The sequence below is a fragment of the Sphingomonas sp. AX6 genome (assembly GCF_902506605.1).
Lineage (GTDB): Bacteria > Pseudomonadota > Alphaproteobacteria > Sphingomonadales > Sphingomonadaceae > Sphingomonas.
In genome coordinates, this window is record NZ_LR733979.1 from 2,356,740 (window position 1) to 2,377,754 (window position 21,015).

General features: G+C 64.1%; 18 protein-coding genes. 13 read left to right on the plus strand and 5 right to left on the minus strand.

What is annotated here, in order from left to right; genetic code table 11:
• Positions 1–80 precede the first annotated feature (80 nt).
• The 7 genes from greA (at position 81) to ENHY17A_RS11420 (ending at position 9,606) form a co-directional block, all read left to right on the plus strand.
• The gene (gene greA / locus ENHY17A_RS11390; RefSeq protein WP_159712808.1) at positions 81–557 is read left to right on the plus strand and encodes a transcription elongation factor GreA; all 477 of its coding nucleotides are present in this window, start codon (positions 81–83) and stop codon (positions 555–557) included.
• Between the two features lie 5 nt (positions 558–562).
• Positions 563–1,201: a rhomboid family intramembrane serine protease gene (locus ENHY17A_RS11395; RefSeq protein ID WP_159712810.1), complete on the plus strand. Its 639-nt coding sequence runs from the start codon at positions 563–565 to the stop codon at positions 1,199–1,201.
• A gap of 522 nt (positions 1,202–1,723) precedes the next feature.
• Complete coding sequence (locus tag ENHY17A_RS11400) at positions 1,724–2,992, plus strand: lipoprotein-releasing ABC transporter permease subunit (protein ID WP_159712812.1); 1,269 nt, start codon at positions 1,724–1,726, stop codon at positions 2,990–2,992.
• Positions 2,985–3,659: an ABC transporter ATP-binding protein gene (locus ENHY17A_RS11405; protein ID WP_159712814.1), complete on the plus strand. Its 675-nt coding sequence runs from the start codon at positions 2,985–2,987 to the stop codon at positions 3,657–3,659. The genes ENHY17A_RS11400 and ENHY17A_RS11405 overlap by 8 nt, the downstream gene beginning before the upstream one ends.
• On the plus strand, positions 3,656–4,132 hold the full coding sequence (locus ENHY17A_RS11410; protein ID WP_159712816.1) for a glutathione peroxidase: 477 nt from the start codon (positions 3,656–3,658) through the stop codon (positions 4,130–4,132). Before ENHY17A_RS11405 ends, ENHY17A_RS11410 begins: the two co-directional genes overlap by 4 nt.
• Positions 4,133–4,357: 225 nt before the next feature.
• Entirely contained in the window at positions 4,358–7,993 is a 3,636-nt protein-coding gene (gene dnaE, locus ENHY17A_RS11415; protein ID WP_159712818.1) for a DNA polymerase III subunit alpha, read from the plus strand.
• 11 nt (positions 7,994–8,004) lie between these two features.
• Complete coding sequence (locus ENHY17A_RS11420; RefSeq protein WP_159712820.1) at positions 8,005–9,606, plus strand: long-chain fatty acid--CoA ligase; 1,602 nt, start codon at positions 8,005–8,007, stop codon at positions 9,604–9,606.
• A gap of 39 nt (positions 9,607–9,645) precedes the next feature.
• Here ENHY17A_RS11420 and ENHY17A_RS11425 read toward each other — a convergent pair whose 3' ends face one another.
• Positions 9,646–10,497 carry an endonuclease/exonuclease/phosphatase family protein gene (locus ENHY17A_RS11425; RefSeq protein WP_159712822.1) on the minus strand — a complete coding sequence of 284 codons (852 nt, stop codon included), beginning with the start codon at positions 10,495–10,497 and terminating at the stop codon, positions 9,646–9,648.
• A 160-nt stretch (positions 10,498–10,657) separates the two neighbouring features.
• Positions 10,658–11,728, minus strand: coding sequence for a PA0069 family radical SAM protein (locus ENHY17A_RS11430; protein WP_159712824.1), 1,071 nt, complete (start codon positions 11,726–11,728; stop codon positions 10,658–10,660).
• 52 nt (positions 11,729–11,780) lie between these two features.
• Here ENHY17A_RS11430 and ENHY17A_RS11435 point away from each other — a divergent pair, with 52 nt between their 5' ends.
• The gene (locus ENHY17A_RS11435; protein WP_159712826.1) at positions 11,781–12,164 is read left to right on the plus strand and encodes a VOC family protein; all 384 of its coding nucleotides are present in this window, start codon (positions 11,781–11,783) and stop codon (positions 12,162–12,164) included.
• Between the two features lie 9 nt (positions 12,165–12,173).
• Here the strand turns inward: ENHY17A_RS11435 and moaB are convergent, their stop codons facing one another.
• From moaB to ENHY17A_RS11450, 3 genes are read right to left on the minus strand one after another with little or no spacing between them, the layout of a single operon-like run.
• Positions 12,174–12,701 (minus strand): molybdenum cofactor biosynthesis protein B, encoded by a 528-nt coding sequence (gene moaB, locus ENHY17A_RS11440; RefSeq protein WP_159712828.1) that lies wholly within the window; start codon positions 12,699–12,701, stop codon positions 12,174–12,176.
• Positions 12,691–14,469: a lytic transglycosylase domain-containing protein gene (locus tag ENHY17A_RS11445; protein WP_236547902.1), complete on the minus strand. Its 1,779-nt coding sequence runs from the start codon at positions 14,467–14,469 to the stop codon at positions 12,691–12,693. Before ENHY17A_RS11445 ends, moaB begins: the two co-directional genes overlap by 11 nt.
• A gap of 4 nt (positions 14,470–14,473) precedes the next feature.
• On the minus strand, positions 14,474–15,205 hold the full coding sequence (locus tag ENHY17A_RS11450; RefSeq protein WP_159712830.1) for a uracil-DNA glycosylase family protein: 732 nt from the start codon (positions 15,203–15,205) through the stop codon (positions 14,474–14,476).
• A 124-nt stretch (positions 15,206–15,329) separates the two neighbouring features.
• On the opposite strand from ENHY17A_RS11450, the gene ENHY17A_RS11455 reads away from it, so the two are divergent.
• The 5 genes from ENHY17A_RS11455 (at position 15,330) to ENHY17A_RS11475 (ending at position 21,015) form a co-directional block, all read left to right on the plus strand.
• Positions 15,330–16,991, plus strand: coding sequence for an electron transfer flavoprotein-ubiquinone oxidoreductase (locus ENHY17A_RS11455; RefSeq protein ID WP_159712832.1), 1,662 nt, complete (start codon positions 15,330–15,332; stop codon positions 16,989–16,991).
• A 10-nt stretch (positions 16,992–17,001) separates the two neighbouring features.
• Entirely contained in the window at positions 17,002–18,600 is a 1,599-nt protein-coding gene (locus ENHY17A_RS11460; protein ID WP_159712834.1) for a tetratricopeptide repeat protein, read from the plus strand.
• A 3-nt stretch (positions 18,601–18,603) separates the two neighbouring features.
• Positions 18,604–19,434 carry a 4-(cytidine 5'-diphospho)-2-C-methyl-D-erythritol kinase gene (locus tag ENHY17A_RS11465; protein ID WP_159712836.1) on the plus strand — a complete coding sequence of 277 codons (831 nt, stop codon included), beginning with the start codon at positions 18,604–18,606 and terminating at the stop codon, positions 19,432–19,434.
• A gap of 118 nt (positions 19,435–19,552) precedes the next feature.
• Entirely contained in the window at positions 19,553–20,284 is a 732-nt protein-coding gene (locus ENHY17A_RS11470; protein ID WP_159712838.1) for an enoyl-CoA hydratase/isomerase family protein, read from the plus strand.
• The gene (locus ENHY17A_RS11475; protein WP_159712840.1) at positions 20,281–21,015 is read left to right on the plus strand and encodes an N-formylglutamate amidohydrolase; all 735 of its coding nucleotides are present in this window, start codon (positions 20,281–20,283) and stop codon (positions 21,013–21,015) included. The genes ENHY17A_RS11470 and ENHY17A_RS11475 overlap by 4 nt, the downstream gene beginning before the upstream one ends.

Consider the following 21,015-nt stretch of genomic DNA (forward strand, 5'->3'; position numbering starts at 1 on the left):
CGACATCGGCGTTATGTGCGGGCGGCTTTCGACCAGAGGGCCGCCGGGGGTGGGGCGTTTTGAACTGAGGGACTTTGGTAATGGCGACGGTCGAAAAAATGCCGATGCTGCAGGAAGGCTATGAAAAGCTCAGCACCGAGCTGAAGCGTTTGAAAGCCGAGCGTCCGACGATCGTCGATGCGATCGAGGAAGCACGCGCGCATGGCGACCTGTCCGAGAACGCCGAGTATCACGCCGCCAAGGAACGCCAGGGCCAAGTCGAGGCGTCGATCGCCGATATCGAGGACAAGCTGTCGCGCGCCCAGATTATCGACCCCAAGGATTTGTCGGGCGATAAGATCGTGTTCGGCGCGACGGTGACGTTGCTCGACGAAGCCGACAAACCGGTGAAGTACCAGATCGTCGGCCAGGCAGAGGCGGACGCGAATGTCGGGCGGATCAGCTACAACTCGCCGCTCGGCCGCGGACTGATCGGTCGGAAGGTCGATGAGGAAGTCGAAGTGACCGTGCCGTCGGGCGACAAATACTATCTCGTTTCGAAAATCGAGTTCATCTGATCCAAATGAAAACCAGTCAGACGCCGGTCACCGTTGCGATCGCGGTCGCAACGGTCGTCGTCAGCGCGCTAATAACGCTTACTGGGAACGAGAACTGGGCAGCGGTCGTCGCGGGATTCATGCCCGTGCGCTGGTCCGCAGAGGTCGCAATCCCGCCTGACCTCTGGGTGATGCCCGCGCTGCTGACGCCGCTCAGCGCCGCATTGATCCACGCGGGTTTCATCCATCTCGGCTTCAACATGCTGATGCTATGGGTTTGCGGCAGTGGCAGCGAGCGTGCGTTGGGCGGGCGCGGGGTTGCGATCCTGTACCTTGTCGGAGCCTATGCCGCCGCCGCGGCGCAGTGGGCGATCGAGCCGATGTCCGAAATCCCGATGGTGGGTGCAAGCGGAGCGGTGTCGGCGTTGGTTGGCGCATATTCGCTTCTGTACGGGCGTCCCCGCGCGCGTGCGATCGGGCCGTTTTCGGCGCGCACGGTGCATGTGCTGTGGCTGGCCGCCGCGTGGACGATCCTCAACCTGCTCATCGGTGTGTTGAGCGCGCAGGCCGGGATGCCGATCGCGGCGGCGGCGCATATCGGAGGGTTCGTGCTGGGGCTTGCGTTGGCGCGGCCGTTGCTGGCGTTGCGCTGGAAAGACGCCTGAGCCACCGCTAATCGAAACAAAGCGCCCGGATCGAAATCCGGGCGCCCCGGCCGCGCCGCTGAAAGGGAGCTAAAGCGTCGCGGACTAACGGTGGACGATCGGGCAGGGTGGGATGCTCCAACCCTAAAATCGTGGGCAGGTAACGTGTTTTCAAGAGCGCGGCGGCGCGCCGGGTGTTGGCCAAATGCGAAAACGCCCGGACCGTTTCCGATCCGGGCGCCTGCGTGACGAATGCTCGTCAGCCCCCTTAAAGATGGCCTTCTGCCCGCACGCCCACCTCCCAGTTAGGCGGGGCGGAAAGCCCTCCCCGAACCACGGCCGTTGCCTGCGCTTCGTGTGATCTTGCTAGGCGATGAATGGGCGTTTGTCATCGGTTGGAAGCCCGCTTGCGGTATTTTGCGCGCAGTCTGTGGCAGTTGCGCAACAAACCGCTTTCGCGCGCCCGCCATTGCGGCGACGCGTCGCGCACCCTACACCATAGGGCCTGACACCCATTTTCATTGCGGGATTGATCCAAGCCACATGCTGTTATCGCGTTACGAGCGAATGATCGCGCGCCGTTACCTGCTGCCCGGTCGCGGGGAGGCGTTCATCGCGCTCGTCGCCGGGATCAGCCTGATCGCGGTGATGCTTGGCGTCGCAGCCCTCGTCGTCGTCATGAGCGTCATGAACGGCTTTCGCGCCGAATTGTTCGACAAGATCACCGGTTTGAACGGCCATGCGGTGGTCCAGGGCTATGGCGGCCAACTTCAAAACTGGCGCACGGTGCTGGACGAGGCGAAGGCGACACCGGGCATCACCAGCGCGACGCCGATGATCGAACAGCCGCTGATGATCGGCAGCCAATCTACGGGCGGCAACCAATCCCGCATTGAGGCGGCAATCATCCGCGGAATGGCGGTCGAGGATATTCGTACCAACGCAACGATCGCAGATAATGTTCAGATCGGCGATCTCGCCAGCCTTGTGCCAGGCAGCAACACGATCGCTGTTGGCTCAAGGCTCGCACAATCACTGGGAGCGACGGTTGGCCAGGAAGTGTCGCTATTCAATCCGCAGGGCAATGCGACGCCGTTCGGCACCATGCCGCGCATCGTCAGCTATCGGATCGGCGCGATTTTCGAAGTCGGCGTCTATGATTACGACAAGGCATTCGTGGTCATGCCGATGGAGGACGCTCAAACCTTGCTGTTGATGGGCGACTCGGTTGGGATGATCGAACTCAACACCGTTGATGCCGACCGCGTCGTCGACATCCTCGCGCCACTCGCGCCCAAGGTGTCGGGCGAGGCGCAGTTGGTCACCTGGCAACAGATGAACGCGCAGTTGTTCGAAGCGCTGGCGATCGACCGCGTGGTGACGTTCACCGTGCTTTCGATCATCATTCTGGTCGCGGTGTTCAACATCCTGTCGTCGCTGATCATGCTGGTCCGTGCCAAGACGCGCGACATCGCAATCCTGCGGACGATGGGCGCGACGCGTTCGAGCATGATGCGGATTTTCGTGACCGTCGGCACGATGATCGGCGCGCTGGGGATCGGCGCGGGGCTGATTCTGGGCTTCATCTTCATCGAGTTTCGTCAAGGCGTTGTCGGGCTCATCGGCTTTTTCACCGGCCAGCAGGTGTGGGATCCGCAGATGCGTTTCCTGACCGAACTTCCCGCGCGCACCGACCCGGTTGAGGTGGTGGTGATCGCGGTCATGGCGTTTGTTTTCTCGGTCCTCGCGACGCTGTATCCGGCGTACAAGGCGGCGAGCACCGACCCGGTTCAGGTACTTCGTTATGAATAGTCCGGTACTCCAGACATCGGGGCTGAAGCGCAATTTCACGCAAGGCGGGGAGACGATCCACGTCCTGCGCGGTGTCGATCTGTCGGTCGCGCCCGGAGAAATCGTCGCGCTGGTCGGGCCGTCGGGGTCGGGCAAGTCCACCTTGCTCCAGGCGGTCGGGCTGCTCGAAGGCGGGTTCGAAGGATCGATCATGATCGCCGGGGCCGAGGCCGCGAAGCTGGACGCGGGGGGGCGTACCGAAGTCCGGCGCGATCAGCTCGGCTTCATCTATCAGTTCCACCATCTCCTGCCCGATTTCAACGCGTTGGAGAATGTGGTGCTGCCCCAGTTGATCCACGGATCGACGCGCGAGGAAGCGGACGCGCGGGCCAGCGACCTGCTCTCCGCGCTTGGCCTCGCCAAACGGCTGACGCACCGCCCGAGCCAGTTGTCGGGCGGCGAGCAGCAGCGCGTCGCCGTGGCGCGCGCGCTGGCCACTCGTCCTGCGCTTGTGCTGGCCGACGAGCCCACCGGCAATCTGGACGAGGCGACGGCCGACGTGGTTCTGGAGGAATTCCTGCGCCTGGTCCGCCACGAAGGCTCCGCCGCGCTGATCGCCACGCATAACGAACGCCTCGCGGCCAAGATGGACCGCGTCGTACGCCTGCATGAAGGGGTTTTGGAATGAAGGTAACCGACCTGACCGTCCGCGCCGCCGATGGCAGCGACGCTCCGCTGTCCGACTATGCAGGGCAAGTGCTGCTCATCGTCAACACCGCGTCCAAATGCGGGTTCACGCCGCAATATAACGGGCTGGAGGAACTCCACCGCCGGTTCGGCAATCGCGGCTTTGAAGTGCTGGCGTTTCCCTGCAATCAATTCGGTGCACAAGAGCCCGGCGACGCGGCGGAAATCGCCAATTTTTGTTCGCTTACCTATGACGTGAGTTTTCCGGTGTTCGCCAAGGTGGACGTGAACGGCGACAATGCCGCGCCCATTTTCCAGCATTTGAAGAAAGCGCAAAAGGGCGTGCTGGGGACCGAGGCGATCAAGTGGAACTTCACCAAATTCCTGGTGAATCGCGATGGCGAGGTTGTTGAACGCTATGCGCCGACGACCAAGCCCGAGGATTTGGTCGAGGATATCGAGGCTTTGCTTTGAACTCGCCAGATTAGCGCCACTCACCCGTTTTTCGAGCGACGTCGAGAAACGTATCTGACCGTCTGCCGCACGTTTCTCGACTTCGCTCGAAACAAACGGTGGAGGGTCCGCTGTTCCGGCTCGAACTTTCTGGTATTCCCGGCGCCGGGGGTAACGAAAGTGAAAGCTGTGGAAAACCCACGCCTGCGCCTTTCATTCGCCGCACCCAGCCCTTAGCGTCATTCCATGCCCCATTCCGGTTTCGTGCCTCTCCGCGTCTTTTCCGCCTACACCATGCTGGAAGGCGCGATCGAGCCGAAAGCCATCGCCAAACGCGCCCGCGAACTGGGCTTCCCTGCAGTCGCGCTGACGGATCGCAACGGGCTCTATGCGGCGATGGCGTTTTCGGACGCTTGTCAGGACGCGGGCGTGCAGCCGATCGTCGGCACGATGCTCGCTGTCGCGCGTCCCGGCACCCCCGACAATCAGCCACCGATCATCGACTGGCTGACGCTCTACGCGCAGGACGATGCCGGTTACGACAATCTGTGCGCGTTGGTGTCGGCGGCGCATCTGGACCGGCCGATCGAGTATGATGCGCATGTCGATCTGGAGATGCTGGAGCGGCATTCGGGCGGCCTGATCGCGTTGACCTCAGGCGGCGAAGGGGCGTTGGCGCGGCTATATGCAGAGGGGATCGCGCCGGACGCCGAACGTTATTGCGACCGGTTGCAGGCGATGTTCGGGGATCGTTTGTATATTGAGCTGGCGCGCCGTCTGGATGCGATCGAGGGCGCGGCGGAGGCCATGCTGATCGACCTGGCTTATGCTCGCGACCTGCCGCTGGTTGCGACCAACCCCTGTTGTTTCGCCGAAGAGAGTTTCCACGAAGCGCATGACGCGATGCTGTGCATTGCCAGTTCGTCCTATGTCGCGTCGGACGATCGTAACCGGTCCTCGCCCGATGCGTGGATGAAGCCTGCCACAGCAATGCGCTCGCTGTTCGAGGATTTGCCCGAGGCGATTGCCAACACGCTGGTGGTCGCGCAGCGCTGCGCGGTGATGGCACCCAAGCGCAAGCCGATCCTGCCGAGTCTCGCGGGGGATCGTGAGGGCGAAGCGCGGAAGCTGCGCGAGGATTCGGTTACCGGGCTGGTCGATAGGTTGCGGCGGATCGTGAAGTTGGAAGCGGCGCGTGCTGCGGGTGCCGATTTGGCCGAGACGGTCGTCGAGGACCCGCCGTACCCCGGTGAAGGCCGGGGTCCAGTATCGGAGGTTTCGCAACTGGACCCCGGCCTTCGCCGGGGTACGACGGGAGGGCAGGAATTTTCCGAAGCCGACCTCCGCGCGCGCTTCCCCGACTATTTCGACCGGCTCGATTTCGAACTCGACGTCATCATCCAGATGGGATTTCCCGGCTATTTCCTGATCGTCGCCGACTTCATCAAATGGGCCAAGGACAATGGCATTCCGGTGGGTCCAGGCCGCGGATCGGGCGCGGGGTCGGTGGTCGCGTGGTCGCTGACCATCACCGATCTCGATCCGCTTTCGCTGGGGCTGCTGTTCGAACGCTTCCTCAATCCCGAACGCGTTTCGATGCCCGATTTCGACATCGATTTCTGCGAAACGCGGCGCGGCGAAGTCATCCGCTACGTCCAGGACAAATATGGCCGCGACACCGTCGCGCAGATCATCACCTTCGGGAAATTAAAGGCGCGCGCGGTGCTCAAGGATACCGGTCGCGTGTTGCAGATGAGCTATGGCCAGATCGACCGGCTGGCCAAGCTGGTGCCCAACCATCCGACCGACCCTTGGACGCTGGACCGCGCGCTGAACGGCGTCAGTGACCTGCTGCGCGAATATCAGAACGACAACGATGTCCGGCACCTGATGGATCTGGCGATGAAGCTGGAAGGATTGCCGCGCCATTCGTCCACCCACGCCGCGGGTGTCGTGATCGGCGACCGGCCGCTGGCGCAACTGGTGCCGCTCTACCGCGATCCGCGATCGGACATGCCGGTCACGCAATTCGACATGAAATATGTCGAGGGCGCGGGGCTGGTGAAGTTCGATTTTCTGGGGCTGAAAACCCTGTCGGTTCTGCAACGCGCAATCGACATTCTGGCTAAGCGCGGGGTCGAAATCGACCTCGACGCTCTGAGCTGGGACGATCCGGGCGTGTATGAATTGCTCCAGCGCGGCGACACGGTCGGCGTGTTCCAGCTCGAATCCGAAGGGATGCGGCGCACACTCAGCGCGGTGCGCCCGTCCAATTTCGGCGACATCATCGCGCTCGTCTCGCTCTATCGACCCGGTCCGATGGACAACATCCCGATGTTCGGCGCGCGCAAGAACGGGCGCGAACCGGTCGAATATCCGCATCCCTTGCTCGAGCCGATCCTGAACGAGACTTACGGCATCTTCGTCTATCAGGAACAGGTGATGCAGGCCGCGCAGATACTGGCCGGATATTCGCTTGGCGGCGCAGATCTGTTGCGTCGCGCGATGGGCAAGAAGGTTAAGGCGGAGATGGACGCCCAGCGTCAGATCTTCGTCACCGGCTGCGCAGAACATCATGCGATCCCGGAAGGCAAGGCCAACGAGCTGTTCGATTTGATCGACAAGTTCGCCGGATACGGCTTCAATAAATCCCACGCTGCCGCCTATGCGCTGCTCGCGTACCAGACGGCGTGGCTGAAGGCGCATCACCCGCAGGCATTCTTCGCTGCATCGATGGCCTATGACATTCACCAGACCGACAAGCTGGCGATCTTTCACGACGATATGCGGCGGCTGGGCATCACCTGCCTGCCGCCGTGCATCAACGCCAGTCAAGCCGATTTCAGCGTGGAGGATGGCGAGGAGGCACCCGCTGTCCGCTACGCATTGGGCGCGCTGAAGGGCGTGGGCGAGCGCGCGATGGAACTGGTGTGCGAGGCGCGTGCCACCGAAGGCCCGTTCCACTCGTTGGACGATCTCGCGCGCCGCATCGACCCCCGGCTGGTCAACAAGCGCCAGTTGGAGACGCTGGCGGCGGCTGGCGCGTTCGACGTCATCCATCCCGATCGCGCGGGCGTCCACACCGCCGCCGAGACGATCCTCGCGGTCGCCAGCCGCACGCACGATCAGCGCGCAACCGGGCAGGGCGGCCTGTTCGGCGAAGCGGAGGTCAACGACGTTGCGGTTCAGCTTCCGCAAAGTGCCGCCTGGACGATCATCGAGCGCACCAATGCCGAGCGTGAGGCGTTCGGTTTTTATTTTTCCGCCCACCCTCTCGATCGCTACGCGCATCTCGCCAAAGTGCACGGCGCACGCTCGATCGTGAGCCTGGCCGATATCGCGATCCCCGAAGGTGCGCGCACCGGGGCGACGCTGGCGGCGTTGGTCGAGGATGCGAAGTGGCGGACGTCCGCGCGCGGCAAACGCTATATGATGGCGACGCTGTCGGACGCGAGCGGGCAGGTGATCGCGACTTGTTTCGACGAAGGCCCGTGCGAACATCTGGAGGAGGCCGCGAAGGAAGGCGGTTGCGCGCTGTTGACCGTCGAACTCGACCGCCGCGCAGGCGAGGAAACCGCGCGAGCGACGGTCAAGCGAGTCCAGTCGCTGGAGGAAATGGCGACCAGCGTCCGGCTGGCGCTCGATCTCACCATCGAAAATCCGCTGGTGCTGGGACGGCTGGCCGCGATCCTCGACGGGCGAACCGGCGGGCGGGGCGAGGTGCGCGTCCATACCCCGCTTTCGAACGGTGATACCGCCATCATCCTGTTGGGCAGGCAATTCCGGCTCGATGCCGAGCTTGCGGCTCAGGTCGAGAACATGCAGGATGTGCGAAAGGTCGAATTAACGACCGTGGAAAGGCGGCTGGCGGCCGTCGGATAGCGGAGAGATAGATGCTCGGTGGGATGCAGGATTTCGAACTCAGGATTCCACGACTGATCGAGCATGCGGAACGCGAACATGCGACGCGCGAGATCGTGACGCGCTGGTTCGACGGTAACGAGACCCGCACCAACTGGGGTGAGATCGCCCTCGATTCGCGTAAACTCGCGCAGAAGCTTGAGAAGATCGGCATCAAGCCCGGCGACCGCGTTGCGACGCTGGCGATGAACCACAGCCGCCATCTGGTCGCCTGGTACGGGACGATCGGGATGGGCGGCGTCGTCCACACCATCAACCCGCGGCTGTTCCCCGACCAACTCGCCTTCATCGCCAATCACGCCGAAGACCGGGTGATGCTTTATGACAAGATGTTCGAGCCCCTGATCGAGAAGTTGAAGCCCGAATGGACGACGATCGAGCATTATGTGTGCTTCGATGATCTCGGACCCGACGGGTTCGAGGCGTGGATCGGTGAGGAAAGCGGCGATTACGCCTGGGTCGAGGGCTCAGAACTCGATCCGTGTATGCTCTGCTATACCAGCGGCACGACGGGTAGTCCGAAGGGCGTGATCTACACCCACCGATCGTCGATGATCCATGCGCTGGCCGAATTGCAGCCGTCTGTGTTCGATCTGTCGGCGCGCGCGGTGGCGATGCCGATCGTGCCGATGTTCCACGCGGTCGGCTGGGGAATGCCGTTCGCCGCGCCCGCGACGGGCATGAAGATGGTGTTTTCCTGCGTCAACGAGCCCAAGATTCTGTGCGAATTGATGAACCGCGAAAAGGTGACGCATTCGGCCGGCGTCCCCACCGTGTGGTTCGCGATGTTCCAACATATGGATGCGACCGGAGACGCGCCCGAGCATTTGCAGCTCGTCACCATCGGCGGGTCGGCCGCGCCGCGATCGATGATCGAGCGGCTGATGAAGATGGGCATCCGCGTCAATCACGCGTGGGGGATGACGGAGACGTCGCCGATCGGGACGATCGGGGCGAAGAGTTACGATTGGGACGATCTGACCTTCGAGCAGCAGGTCGATCAAGTTTGCAAACAGGGCCGCGCGCCGTTCGGCATCGAAATGCGGGTGGTCGATGACGAGGGCAAGGTGCAGCCCCGCGACGGCGAAAGTTCGGGTCGCCTGATGGTGCGTGGCCCTTGGGTGATCCGTCAGTATTTCAAGGAGGAGGCACCCTGCATCGACGCCGATGGCTGGTTCGACACCGGCGACGTCGCGGTCATCCATCCGGACAATACGATGCAGATCACCGACCGTGCCAAGGACGTCATCAAATCGGGCGGCGAATGGATCAGTTCGGTCGAGCTGGAGAATGCCGCGGTCGGCTGTCCAGGTGTAGCGGAGGCGGCGGCGATCGGCGTCTATCACCCGCGCTGGGAAGAACGCCCGCTGCTGTTGGTTGTGAAGGGCAAGTCGGGTGATGTGACCGTGGACGCGATCCAGGCGCATCTTACGCAGCATGTCGCCAAATGGTGGCTGCCGGATGAAATCCACTTCGTTGACGAATTGCCGCATACCGCGACGGGCAAGCTGTTGAAAACCGCGCTCAGGGCGAAATACAAGGACTTCGCGTTTCAGGACGCGCAGGCCAGTTAAGCCTCCGTCCGGTGCCGCCCGCGGGGAATGACGGCGGGTCTATTTGGGCGGGAACCGCAAATCCGCGACCACTGGGAAATGGTCAGATGGATACCGTCCCCGCCGTGACTCCGCGATCGTCCACGCCCGCCGCGTTTCGAGCCCGCGCGACAATATCCAGTCGATCCGGCGATCGGCCTTGCCCTTGAAGGCGTGAAACGTGTTCTCCGGTCCTGAACGATCGGCAGTCGCGGTCCATGCATCGGCGAGCTTGGCGGTCAGCACCGCATAGGCCGGTTCCTGCGGGGTCGCGTTGAAATCGCCGGTCACGACGACCGGCACGTCGGAGGGAAGCGTTGCGACGAACGCGGCGACGGCCTCCGCCATTCGCCTACGCGCGTCCACATCCTCTACCCGGTAAGCGAAATGCGTGTTGACCAGATAGAAGCGCTTGGCGTCCGCGATCCGCTCCATCAATCCCCAGGTCACCATGCGTGGATAGGGGTGTCCCCAACTGATGCTGCCCGGAACGTTCGGGGTGTCCGACAGCCAGAAATTGCCGAGATCGACGACGCGTAGCCGGTCGCGGCGAAAGAATACGCCCATATGCTCGTCGCCGCGCCCGCCGCGCCTGTCGATCCCGAACCAGGAATAGAGCGGCAGCTTCTGGATTATGTAATCGCCCTGAACCTTGTGCAGTTCCTGCGTGCCGACGATGTCGGCATCGGCGTCGCGCAGCGTGTGGATGAAATGATCGCGGCGGTTGGGCCAGTAATCGGGGCCGTCGCTTTCCGCCGGCAGTCGGACGTTGAACGCCATGACGCGCAGGTCGCCTTCGGTGCGCGGCTGGGCGGTGGCGGGCAGGGCGATCGCTGCCAGCAGCGTCGCGAGCAGAATGCGGGTGAGCGTCATGCCGCCTTCTAGCGCACCCCACGCTCGCACGTCACCCCAGCAAACGCTGGGGTATCAGGCCGCATGGGCGACGTCGGCGTGCAGCCGAACGATATGCCAGCCTGCGCTGGCATGACGATTTTTATGTGGGACTGGCGGACCAAGAGAAGGCACATGCCTATCAAAACAGCTCCCCCTGATCGCCCGCGGGCGGTCGGAACAAATCGGTCCTTAGGATAATCCGCTTCCCCTCCAGCCCGTATTTCCGCGTCGCGATCCGGAAGCGGGTGCGCAGCAATTCGGCCCAAGCCCCCTGACCCTGCATCCGCGTATGGAAATCGGGGTCATTGTCACGTCCCCCGCGCAAGCTCTGGATAGTCGCCATCACCTTGCCAGCACGTTCCGGGAAATGGGTGTCTAGCCACGCGCGGAACAGCGGTGCGACTTCGTGGGGCAGGCGAACGGGGATGAAGAACGCCGCGCTTGCGCCAGCCTCCGCTGCGCGCTCGATGATCGCCTCCATCTCGTAATCGGTGATCGATGGGACGATCGGAGAGATCGAGACGAAGGTCGGGATGCCCGCATCGCTCAGCGCCTTGACCGCCGCCAGCCGTTTGTCGGGATGCGGCGCGCGCGGCTCCAGCGTCATCGCGATTTTCGGGTCAAGGCTGGTGACCGAAATCATAACCGCCGCCAGCCCCTTCGCCGCCATTGGTGCCAGCAGGTCCAGGTCGCGCAGCACCCGGTTCGATTTGGTCGTGATGGTCAGTGGGTGGTCGGTTTCTGCCAGCACCTCGATACAGCCGCGCGTGATCCGCCAGTCGGTCTCGATCGGCTGATAGGGATCGGTGTTCGTCCCGAACGCGATCGGCGCGCATACATAACCGCGCTTCGACAATTCCGCGCGAAGCAGCGTGGGCGCATCGGGCTTGGCGAACAGCCTGGTCTCGAAATCGACGCCCGGCGACAGGTCGTGATAGGCGTGCGTCGGGCGGGCAAAGCAATAGATGCAGCCATGTTCGCACCCGCGATAGGGATTGATCGACCGGTCGAACGGGATGTCGGGCGACCGGTTGCGGGTCAGGATGGTCCGGGACTTTTCAATGGTGACGGTGGTTCGCACCGCATCAGGCGCGCCGTCCACCTCTTCCTCCGCGTCCAGCCAGTCGCCGTCCGGCTCGCGCGCATCGAGGTTGAAACGGCTGCTGAGGTCGTTGCGGGTGGCACCGCGATGGGGGCGGGAACTTGCCATTGACAATCCCTACGCCCGGTCGCAGAACATAGCAAGAACGATGGAGGCGGCGATGGATCATTATGTCACATTGGGTGCAGTCGATGGCGAGGCATCGAACCGTTTCTACGATGCGGTGCTCGCAACGATCGGTTGGTCGTCCCACATGAGTTTTCCGGGATGGCGTGCTTATTCGAAGGCGGGTGCGGGGGCTGGTTTGACCATTTGGGTCGCCAAACCGTTTGACGGTAACGCGGCGACCGCGGGGAATGGTGCAATGCTCGGCCTAGCTGCAGAGAGCAGGGCACAAGTCGATGCGTTTCATGCGGCCGCGATGGCGAATGGCGGTAGTGACGAAGGCGCACCGGGACCGCGACCGAACTATGGCCCGAACTGGTATGCGGGCTATGTTCGCGATCCGAGTGGCAACAAGTTGGCGATCGTCTTCAACGGTTGATTTTCGGGATCAACGTTCCTGCAATCGCGGCATCAGATCGACGAAGTTGCAGGGCATGTGGCGGCTGTCGAGCTGATCGCGCAGGATGCCGTCCCAGCCGTCCTTCACCGCGCCGGTCGAGCCGGGGAGTGCAAACAGATAAGTACCGCGCGCGACGCATGCGCAGGCGCGCGATTGGATGGTGGAGGTGCCGATCTTGGCATAGCTGAGCCAGCGGAAAAGCTCGCCGAAGCCAGGGATCATCTTGTCGGCGACACGCTCGATCGCCTCGGGCGTCACGTCGCGGCCCGTAACGCCGGTGCCGCCGGTGGTAATCACGACATCGACGGACTCGTCGTCGATCCAGTTGTGAAGCCGTGCGACGATCGCATCGACATCGTCGCGCAGGATCGCGCGATCGGCCAGGATATGCCCGGCGCTTTCGATTCGTTCGGCCAGCGTGTCGCCCGATCGATCTTCATCCAGCCCGCGCGTGTCGGACACGGTCAGGACGGCGATGCGGACGGGCGTGAACGTCCGGCTTTGGTCAATCGGCACCGATCACCACGTTGCTGGCGGTGGCAGAGCGCAACCGAACGCCGTTCGCACCGGGAAGGCCGGGGAAGCGCGGCCACATGCCCTGCGCCAGCGCCGACCGGCTGGCGGAGTCCCGACCATCCTTGCGCTCGTACATCCAGTAATTGCGCATGACCGTCATCACGTAGCCGCGCGTTTCCCAATAGGGGATCGATTCGATGTAGAGCAATGGATCGTCGTTCGCGCGGACGCTGGCGTTCCACTGCGTCACCGGCGCGGGGCCGGCATTATAGGCGGCGATCACCTTGGGCAGGAGCCCGCCGGTAAAGGACTGATCGCGCAACCGTTCCAGATAGCTTTGCCCGATTTCGATGTTGGTCGACGGACGCGACAGCGATGCGCGATCGACCGGCGTGCCGCGCGCACGCGCGATGTCGGTGGCGGCGGCGGGCATGATCTGCATGATGCCGTATGCGCCTGCGGGGCTGGCAATGGTCGGCTCGAACCGCGATTCCTGTAGCGCATGGGCATAGACAAGCGCCTTGTCGACGCGCCAACCGCCATCGGGGGTCCAGTCGGGCATCGGATAGCGCGCCTCGATCGTCGGACGCGCACCCGACGGGCCGTTATGCGACAGCCAGATTTGGGTGGAGGGCAGGCTGAGCGTACCTGCCAATCGGGTCAGTGAAGGGTGCTCGGCAGCGGTGCCGATCCGCGCCTGATGTCGCAGGATGTCCGAGGCGAGCTTTTCCTCGCCGATCTCGATCAACGCGGCGGCGGTACGGATATTGGGGCGGCGTTCCAACATCCGCCAGTCGGCGGTGACGGCTTCGTCCGCCGCTTTTGGCTCGGCAAGTCCCAGCGCCTGTCGCGAAAGCATCCCGTAGAAGGTTTCGCCATATTGCGATGCGGTCTGGAGGCGGGCCTGGACCAGATCGGGGCGGCGGCAGGCGATGTCGGCGCGCGACGCCCAATAAAGCCCGGCGGCACGCAGATCGGTATCGGTGGCGCGCTGGGCGACCGACTGGAACGCCGCCTGGGCGGCGCGGCAATCATCCTGACGCCATGACGCCAGACCCTGAATCCAGTCGGCCTGGACGCGCCATTCGCCTTGGCCCGCTTGCGCAAGCGAAGCGACGCGGCGGGCATCGGCGAAATCGCCGCCGACATAATAAATCCATGCCACGCGTTGACGCCATTCGGTCAGCGCGTCGGGGGTGAGCAGGCTCGCGCGCTCCTCGACCAGCGCCTCGGCACCGCGCCCGTCATCGGCCTTCAGATAGGGATCGACCAGGCGAGTCAGTTCGGAGGAGACGGCGTCGGAACGCACGCTGCGGGTGCGTGCACGGTTGGGTGCGCCGTCATACCACATCAGTCGCTGGGGCTGGGTGGCATCGGGAAGCGACGTGCCACCCCGGATTTCAGCGAGGCGACGGACGTTGCTGGCGTGCGGCAATTCGGGTGCTTCGGCGAGCAACGCGCGCAGCGGCTCAAGCGCAACGGCGGGAGAATTCTTGGCCGTGTATAGCTCGGCGCGCGCCACGGCGTGCAGCGGACCGGGGCGCATCGCGTCGAGCATCAGCTGCGCGTCCTGCCACCGCTCGCTGCGGATGTGCTGGAAGACCTGAGCGTAAGCGGTGCGTTCGCTGGACGACAATTGGGCGGGAATGCCGAGTTGCTCGCGCTTTTCGATCCGATCTCGGGTGTCGCGATCGTTGCCGCCGTCACCGGCATGGGCAATCGCGGGGCTCGCGATCATCGAAAGGGCGATCAGGGGGGCGATACGCATACGCTTATTCGTGTCCCGGTTTCAGCTTCGTTCGAACCAATTGCAGATGCTTCCAGCTTTCCGCCTTCGCCACAGGGCGTTCCAGCAGGAAGCGCGGATGGAAGCTCGCGATGATAGGCCAGTCTGCGCCTTCGTGGTTAACGATACGCAAACCACCGCGCCCGCCCACATCATCCGTCCCGACAATGGCACGGCTCGCCGCAGTCCCGAGCGTAAGTACCGCGTCGGGCGCAAGCAAGCGCACGAAGTGGCGCGCGATTTTGCCGAGCGGCGCTTCCATCTCGGACGCGATCCGACCGCTTACCGGACGAACTACGCAGAGCGGGATCAGGTGGACGCGGGATCGGTCCAGATCGATCGCGGCAAGCATCCGGTCAAGCAACCGGCCTGCCGCGCCGCTGACCAGTTGGCCGCTTTCGGCGTCCTCGTCCTCGGGCATGTCCACAAGCAGCATCAGGCGCGCCTGATCGGAAATTATCGGCGCGATCATCCGACCCGTTACATGGTCAGGCGCGGCATCGCTCAGTCGCCACGCGACGAACGCTTCGATTGTGTCCGGCCATGCTGCAATTGGGGCCGCTTCGGCGACCGGCGACGTTACGGCAGACTTGGCGGCGGGGGTGGCCAACCAGTTGCGCGGAGCCTCGTCCACCAGCACGTCGACCCCCGCGTCGCGCCACCATTCCAGTGCGCTCGCGGCTTGCCTGTGCCAGTCGAAATGTTGGTCGGCCCCCATATTTCCCTTAGACTCCTGCCTTGACGCCGCGGTCAATCTCCCTGCATCGACGCGGGGGACAAGACGTGTTGGATGCGCGACGACGGGCATGGCCCGGACGAGATAGGCGTGCAAGGAGATTGGGATGAGCGAACGCGAGTCGATGCCGTATGACGTGGTGATCGTCGGTGGCGGCCCCGCAGGGCTGGCGGCGGCGATCCGCCTGAAACAGGTTGCAGCCGAGAAAGACGCCGATCTGTCGGTCTGTATCCTGGAAAAAGGGTCGGAGATCGGCGCGCATATCCTGTCGGGGGCGGTGATCGATCCCAAGGCGCTCGACGAACTGCTCCCCGACTGGAAAACGAGCGGCTGTCCGCTTGCCGAAGTGCCCGTTACCGACAATCAGCACTGGCTGCTGACCAAGGACGGCAGCATGGGCGTGCCGCATCTCTTCACGCCGCCGTTCATGCACAACAAGGGCACTTATACCGGCAGTCTTGGCAATCTGTGCCGCTGGCTGGCCGAACAGGCTGAGGGGCTGGGGGTCGAAATCTTCCCTGGATTTGCCGCGGCCGAAATCCTGTTCAACGACGACGGTTCGGTGAAGGGTGTCGCGACCGGCGATATGGGTGTCGCGAGAGACGGCACGCATAAGGCGGATTACCAGCCGGGCCTGGAACTCCATGCCAAATATACCTTCTTTGCAGAGGGCGTACGCGGGCATTTGTCCAAGCAACTGATCCGCCAGTTCGAGCTGGCCAAGGACAGTCAGCCACAGGTCTATGGCCTGGGCATCAAGGAATTGTGGGACATCGATCCCGAGTTGCACGTGCCTGGGCGGGTGATCCATACCCAGGGCTGGCCGCTGAGCGAGACCGCCGGGTCGAATGGCGGCGGCTTCCTCTATCATCAGGCCAACGGTCAGGTGGCATTGGGCTTCGTGACCTGGCTCAACTATACCAATCCGCATCTGTCGCCGTTCCATGAGATGCAGCGGTGGAAAACGCATCCCGAGATCGCGAAAATCCTCAAAGGAGCCAAGCGCATCAGCTACGGTGCTCGCGCGATCAACGATGGCGGGTATCAATCGGTGCCCAAGCTGACCTTTCCCGGCGGGGCGCTGATCGGTTGTTCGGCAGGCTTCCTGAACGTCCCCCGGATCAAGGGCACGCATACCGCGATGAAATCCGGAATGATGGCCGCAGAGGCTGCTGCCGATGCGATCCTGTCGCAGCGTCAAGGTGACGAGCTGACGGCCTACACCATCGCTTACGAGAATAGTTGGGTGGCCAAGGAATTGAGCCAGGTCCGCAACGTCGTGCCGCTGGTCAAGAAATTCGGCGACATGCTGGGGTCGGCGATCGCGGGCGTCACCATGTGGGCGGAATATGTCGGGTTGAAAATGCCCTTCACGATGAAGCACAAGCCCGATCACGAAAGCCTGTGGCGCAAGGATCTGGTGCCCGCGATCGATTATCCCAAGCCCGACGGCGTGCTGACGTTCGACCGGCTATCCTCGGTGTTCCTGTCGAACACCAATCACGAGGAGGATCAGCCGGTCCATTTGACGCTCAAAGATCCCGACATCCCGATCGCCTACGACCTGCCGATGTATGACGAGCCCGCGCAGCGTTATTGCCCGGCGGGGGTGTATGAGGTGGTGGGTGAGGAAACCGGCGATCCGAAATTCGTGATCAACGCCCAGAACTGCGTCCACTGTAAGACCTGCGACATCAAGGATCCGACCCAGAACATCAACTGGGTGGTGCCCGAAGGCGGCGGAGGACCGAATTATCCCAATATGTAAGCTGCGTTTGTTGATATCGGCTGTCGCGGTCACGCTGGCCGTGCAGCCCGCGCTTGCCCGCGATCCCGCCGACCCGCTGACCGCTTATGTCAAGGCGCGCGCCGCCGATGCGGACGGTGCAGGAGCGCTCGCGGCGCAGGGTTATGCGCTGGCGCTCGCCGCGACGCCGGGGGCGGAGACGGTGGCGTTCCGCGCGTATCGCCAGGGGATCGAAGCGGGTGACCTAGAGCTGATCCGTCAGTCGGTGCGCGCCATGGACACCGCGGGCACTGCGCCTGCCGACGTGTCGGTATTCCAGTTCGCCGATGCGGCGCGCGCGCGCAACTTGCCTGCTGCGGAAGCCGCCATCGTGCGGATGCGCAAAGGCCCGCTCGATTTCCTTGTTCCCTCGCTGTCGGCCTGGCTCGCGTTCGAGCGCGGCGGCGATCCGTTTCCGCTGCTGGAGGCACCCGCCGACAACCCCATCGCGCGACGCTATTCGATGGAAACGCGCGCATTGCTGTTGATCGCAGCGGGCCGTCATACGGAAGCCGAAGCCGCCATCGCCGTGATCGAAGGCGGACAGGCCAATATCGGCCTGCGCGTCGCCGCGGCACGGCTGTTCGCGGGGGCTGGCAAGCGTGCGATGATCGGCGCGTTGCTGCCCGGACGGGATCGATCGGTCGCGCGATTGCGCAGCGAGATCGGACGCGGACAGCGGGCAAACATCGCATTCGGCACCGCGCGGCTCTATTCGCGACTGGCGACCGACCTGACGGCCGAGAGCACCTTGCCGCTCGCGCTGTTGCTCGCCCGGTCGGCGTCGATGCTGGTGCCGGAGGATGATGCGATCACGGTGCAACTGGCTGGCTTGCTCGGACGCATCGGATCGACCGATCGCGCGCTGGGACTGGTGCGATCGGTGGAGGAAAAGGCTCCCTTTGCCGCCATGGCGCGCCAAGCGGAATTGCGCATCCTGACCGAAGCGGAGCGCGAAGCCGATGCGATTTCGATCGCCGAACAGGCCAGCGCGGCAAAAGGCGCGGGGCCGATGGAGGCTCAGCAGCTTGGCGACCTGCTCAGCCAGGCCGGGCGGAACGAAGCAGCCGCTGCCGCCTATGCCAGCGCGATTCAGAGGTCGGCGGGCGACGCGGGATGGGCGCTGTATCTGCAACGCGGCGGCGCTTTGGAACGTTCTGGGCAGTGGGAACTGGCCTTGCCATTGCTTGAACGCGCAGTCGAACTGGCCCCCGATCAGCCGCACGCGCTCAACTATCTCGGCTATGCACAGGCCGAGCGGGGCGAGAATCTGGCGGAGGCGCAGGGTCTGCTCGAACGCGCATCCAAACTCGCGCCCGAAGACGCGGCGATCACCGACTCGCTGGGCTGGGCCTATTACATGAACGGTGCGTTCGACCGCGCGGTGCCGCTGCTCCAGCGGGCGGCGGAAGCCGAGCCGGGCGATGTCGAAATCAACGAGCATCTGGGCGATGCGCTGTGGCAGGTCGGGCGCCGGTTCGAGGCGCGGTACGCCTGGGCCGCGGCGCGCGTCTATGCCGAGGCGGACGATGCCGCGCGGTTGGGCGACAAGATCGCGACCGGGCTCGCGGCAGCGACCACCGCGCAATAACGCATGATCGTCGAACCGGCACCGGCCAAGCTCAATCTGGCGCTCCACGTTCGCGCTCGGCGCGACGACGGCTATCACGAACTCGAAACGCTGTTCGTCTTCGTCGCACATGGTGACGTGCTGAGCATCGAGGACGCGGACACGCCGAGTTTTGCGGTGACGGGCCCGTTTGCGAAGGCCTTGGCGGGCGAGGGCGACAATCTGGTGCTGCGCGCCGAACGTGCGTTTCGGGAATCGGTCGCCACGCTCCCGCCGCTGGCGGTGACGCTCGACAAGCGGCTTCCGGTCGCATCGGGCATGGGCGGTGGGTCGGCGGACGCCGCTGCGATGCTCCGCGCAATGGCACGGCGCGCTGGCGTGGCGAACGACGAGCCCCGCCTGGTTGCGGTGGCAGAAGCGTTGGGAAGCGACGTTCCCGCCTGCCTGTTGGGCCGGACGGCGATCGGACGCGGGCGGGGGGAAGCACTCACCTCGATTACAGGCGCACCCGGTGTGCCGGTCCTGCTGGTCAATCCCGGCGTTGCAGTATCAACTGCATCGGTGTTCGCGGGCTGGGACGGGATCGACCGCGGCGGATTGCCCGCGGGCAAACTGATCGCCGCGGCGATTGCCGGGCGCAACGATCTGGAGCCGCCCGCACGTACGATTGCGCCTGAAATCGGCGATGTCCTCGACCGCCTGTCCGCCGCACCCGGTGCACGATTGGCGCGGATGTCGGGGTCTGGCGCGACCTGTTTTGCGCTGTTCGATCGGGCGGCGGATCGCGCGGCGGCGGCGCGGACGATTCGTTCGGTCGAACCCGATTGGTGGATGCTGGAAAGCGAATTGTCGTGACGGCAACGGGTTGTTCGCATTTCGCCGACTATGCTCGCCCGGCGGATCACGCGCCGGGAGCGAATCGTCCGTGGATGGTCCCCGCTTCGGCGGGCGCCATCCTCCCCGGCGGGACGCCATGATCCGCCTCGACCATCGGGACGGCATCGCGCGACTGACCATCAATCGGGGCGGCGCGCGCAACGCGTTCGACCTGGCGGGGTGGCGCAGCGTGAGTGACGCGGTGGCGCGAATCGATTTGGATACCCGTGCGGTCATCCTGTGTTCCGCCGACCCGACCAGTTTTTCGGCAGGCGCCGACATTTCCGAAATCGCCGCGAACCGATTGGCATCGGGTTGGCCCGAGCGGTTCCTGAGCGAGATGCGCGCCGCGATCGACTCGTTGGCCGCGCTGCCGATGCCGGTGATCGCGGCGATCGACGGCAGCTGTTTCGGGGCAGGCGTCGCGCTGGCGCTGGCAGCGGACGTGCGGATTGCAGGCGAAAGCGCGCGCTTCGCGGTGACACCTGCGAAACTCGGGCTGCTTTACCCCGCTATCGACGTGCAGCGCCTGATCGCGGCCATCGGAACGGGACAGGCATCGCGAATGCTGATGACCGGCGACGTGGTGAACGCGGTCGAAGCGGCGCGGATCGGGCTGATCGAACAGGTCGTGCCGAACGCGACCGACACGGCAGCCGGGATGGCGGCGCGGATCGCGGCCAACGCACCCGGCGCGATTGCCGGGTTGAAAGCGACCTTGCGCAATCCCGACCCCGCCACGCAGGACGTCGCGTTTCTGGCTGCCCTCATCGGTAAGGAACTGGGGTCGGGGCTGGCGGATTTCGCTTCTCGAAAGGGGCGGGCATGAGCATTTGCGAAGTCATCGGCGGCGGCGATCCGCGCGTCCTGCTGCTGTGCGATCATGCGTCGAACCATGTGCCCGACGACATCGATCTGGTTATCGACGCGGCGCTTCTGGAAAAGCACATCGCGGTCGACATCGGGGCTGCGCCGCTGACCCGCGCGCTTGCCGCCGTGCTCCATGCGCCTGCAATTCTGGCCACCGTCTCGCGCCTGGTGATCGACCTCAATCGTGCTGTCGGTCAGGGCGGGTTGATCCCCGAGCGCAGCGACGGCCACACCATATTCGGCAATGTCGACCTCGACCCGGCACACCGCATCGCACGCTTCCATCGTGCCTATCACGCGACGATCGAGGCAGAGATCGACCGCTTTCGCCCCGAACTGATCGTCGCCGTTCACAGTTTCACACCGGTGCTGGAGACCGGCGCGGGCGCAGCGCGGCCTTGGGAGGTCGGCATCCTGTCGAACCGGGACCGGCGCGCTGCGGATCTGATTCTGGCAGCGCTGCGCGATACCGGACTGAGCGTGGGCGACAATCAGCCCTATTCGGGCGAAGTCCTGAACGCGACGCTCGACCGCCATGCAGAGGGAAACGGCATCGCGTCGTTCAGCCTGGAGATCCGCAACGACCAGATCGCGGATGACGCAGGCGTCGCGCGATGGGCGGAAATCCTGGCACCCATAATCGAAATGATGCGTAATAGACTTGCGTCGGAAGCCCCGTCCGCGACATAG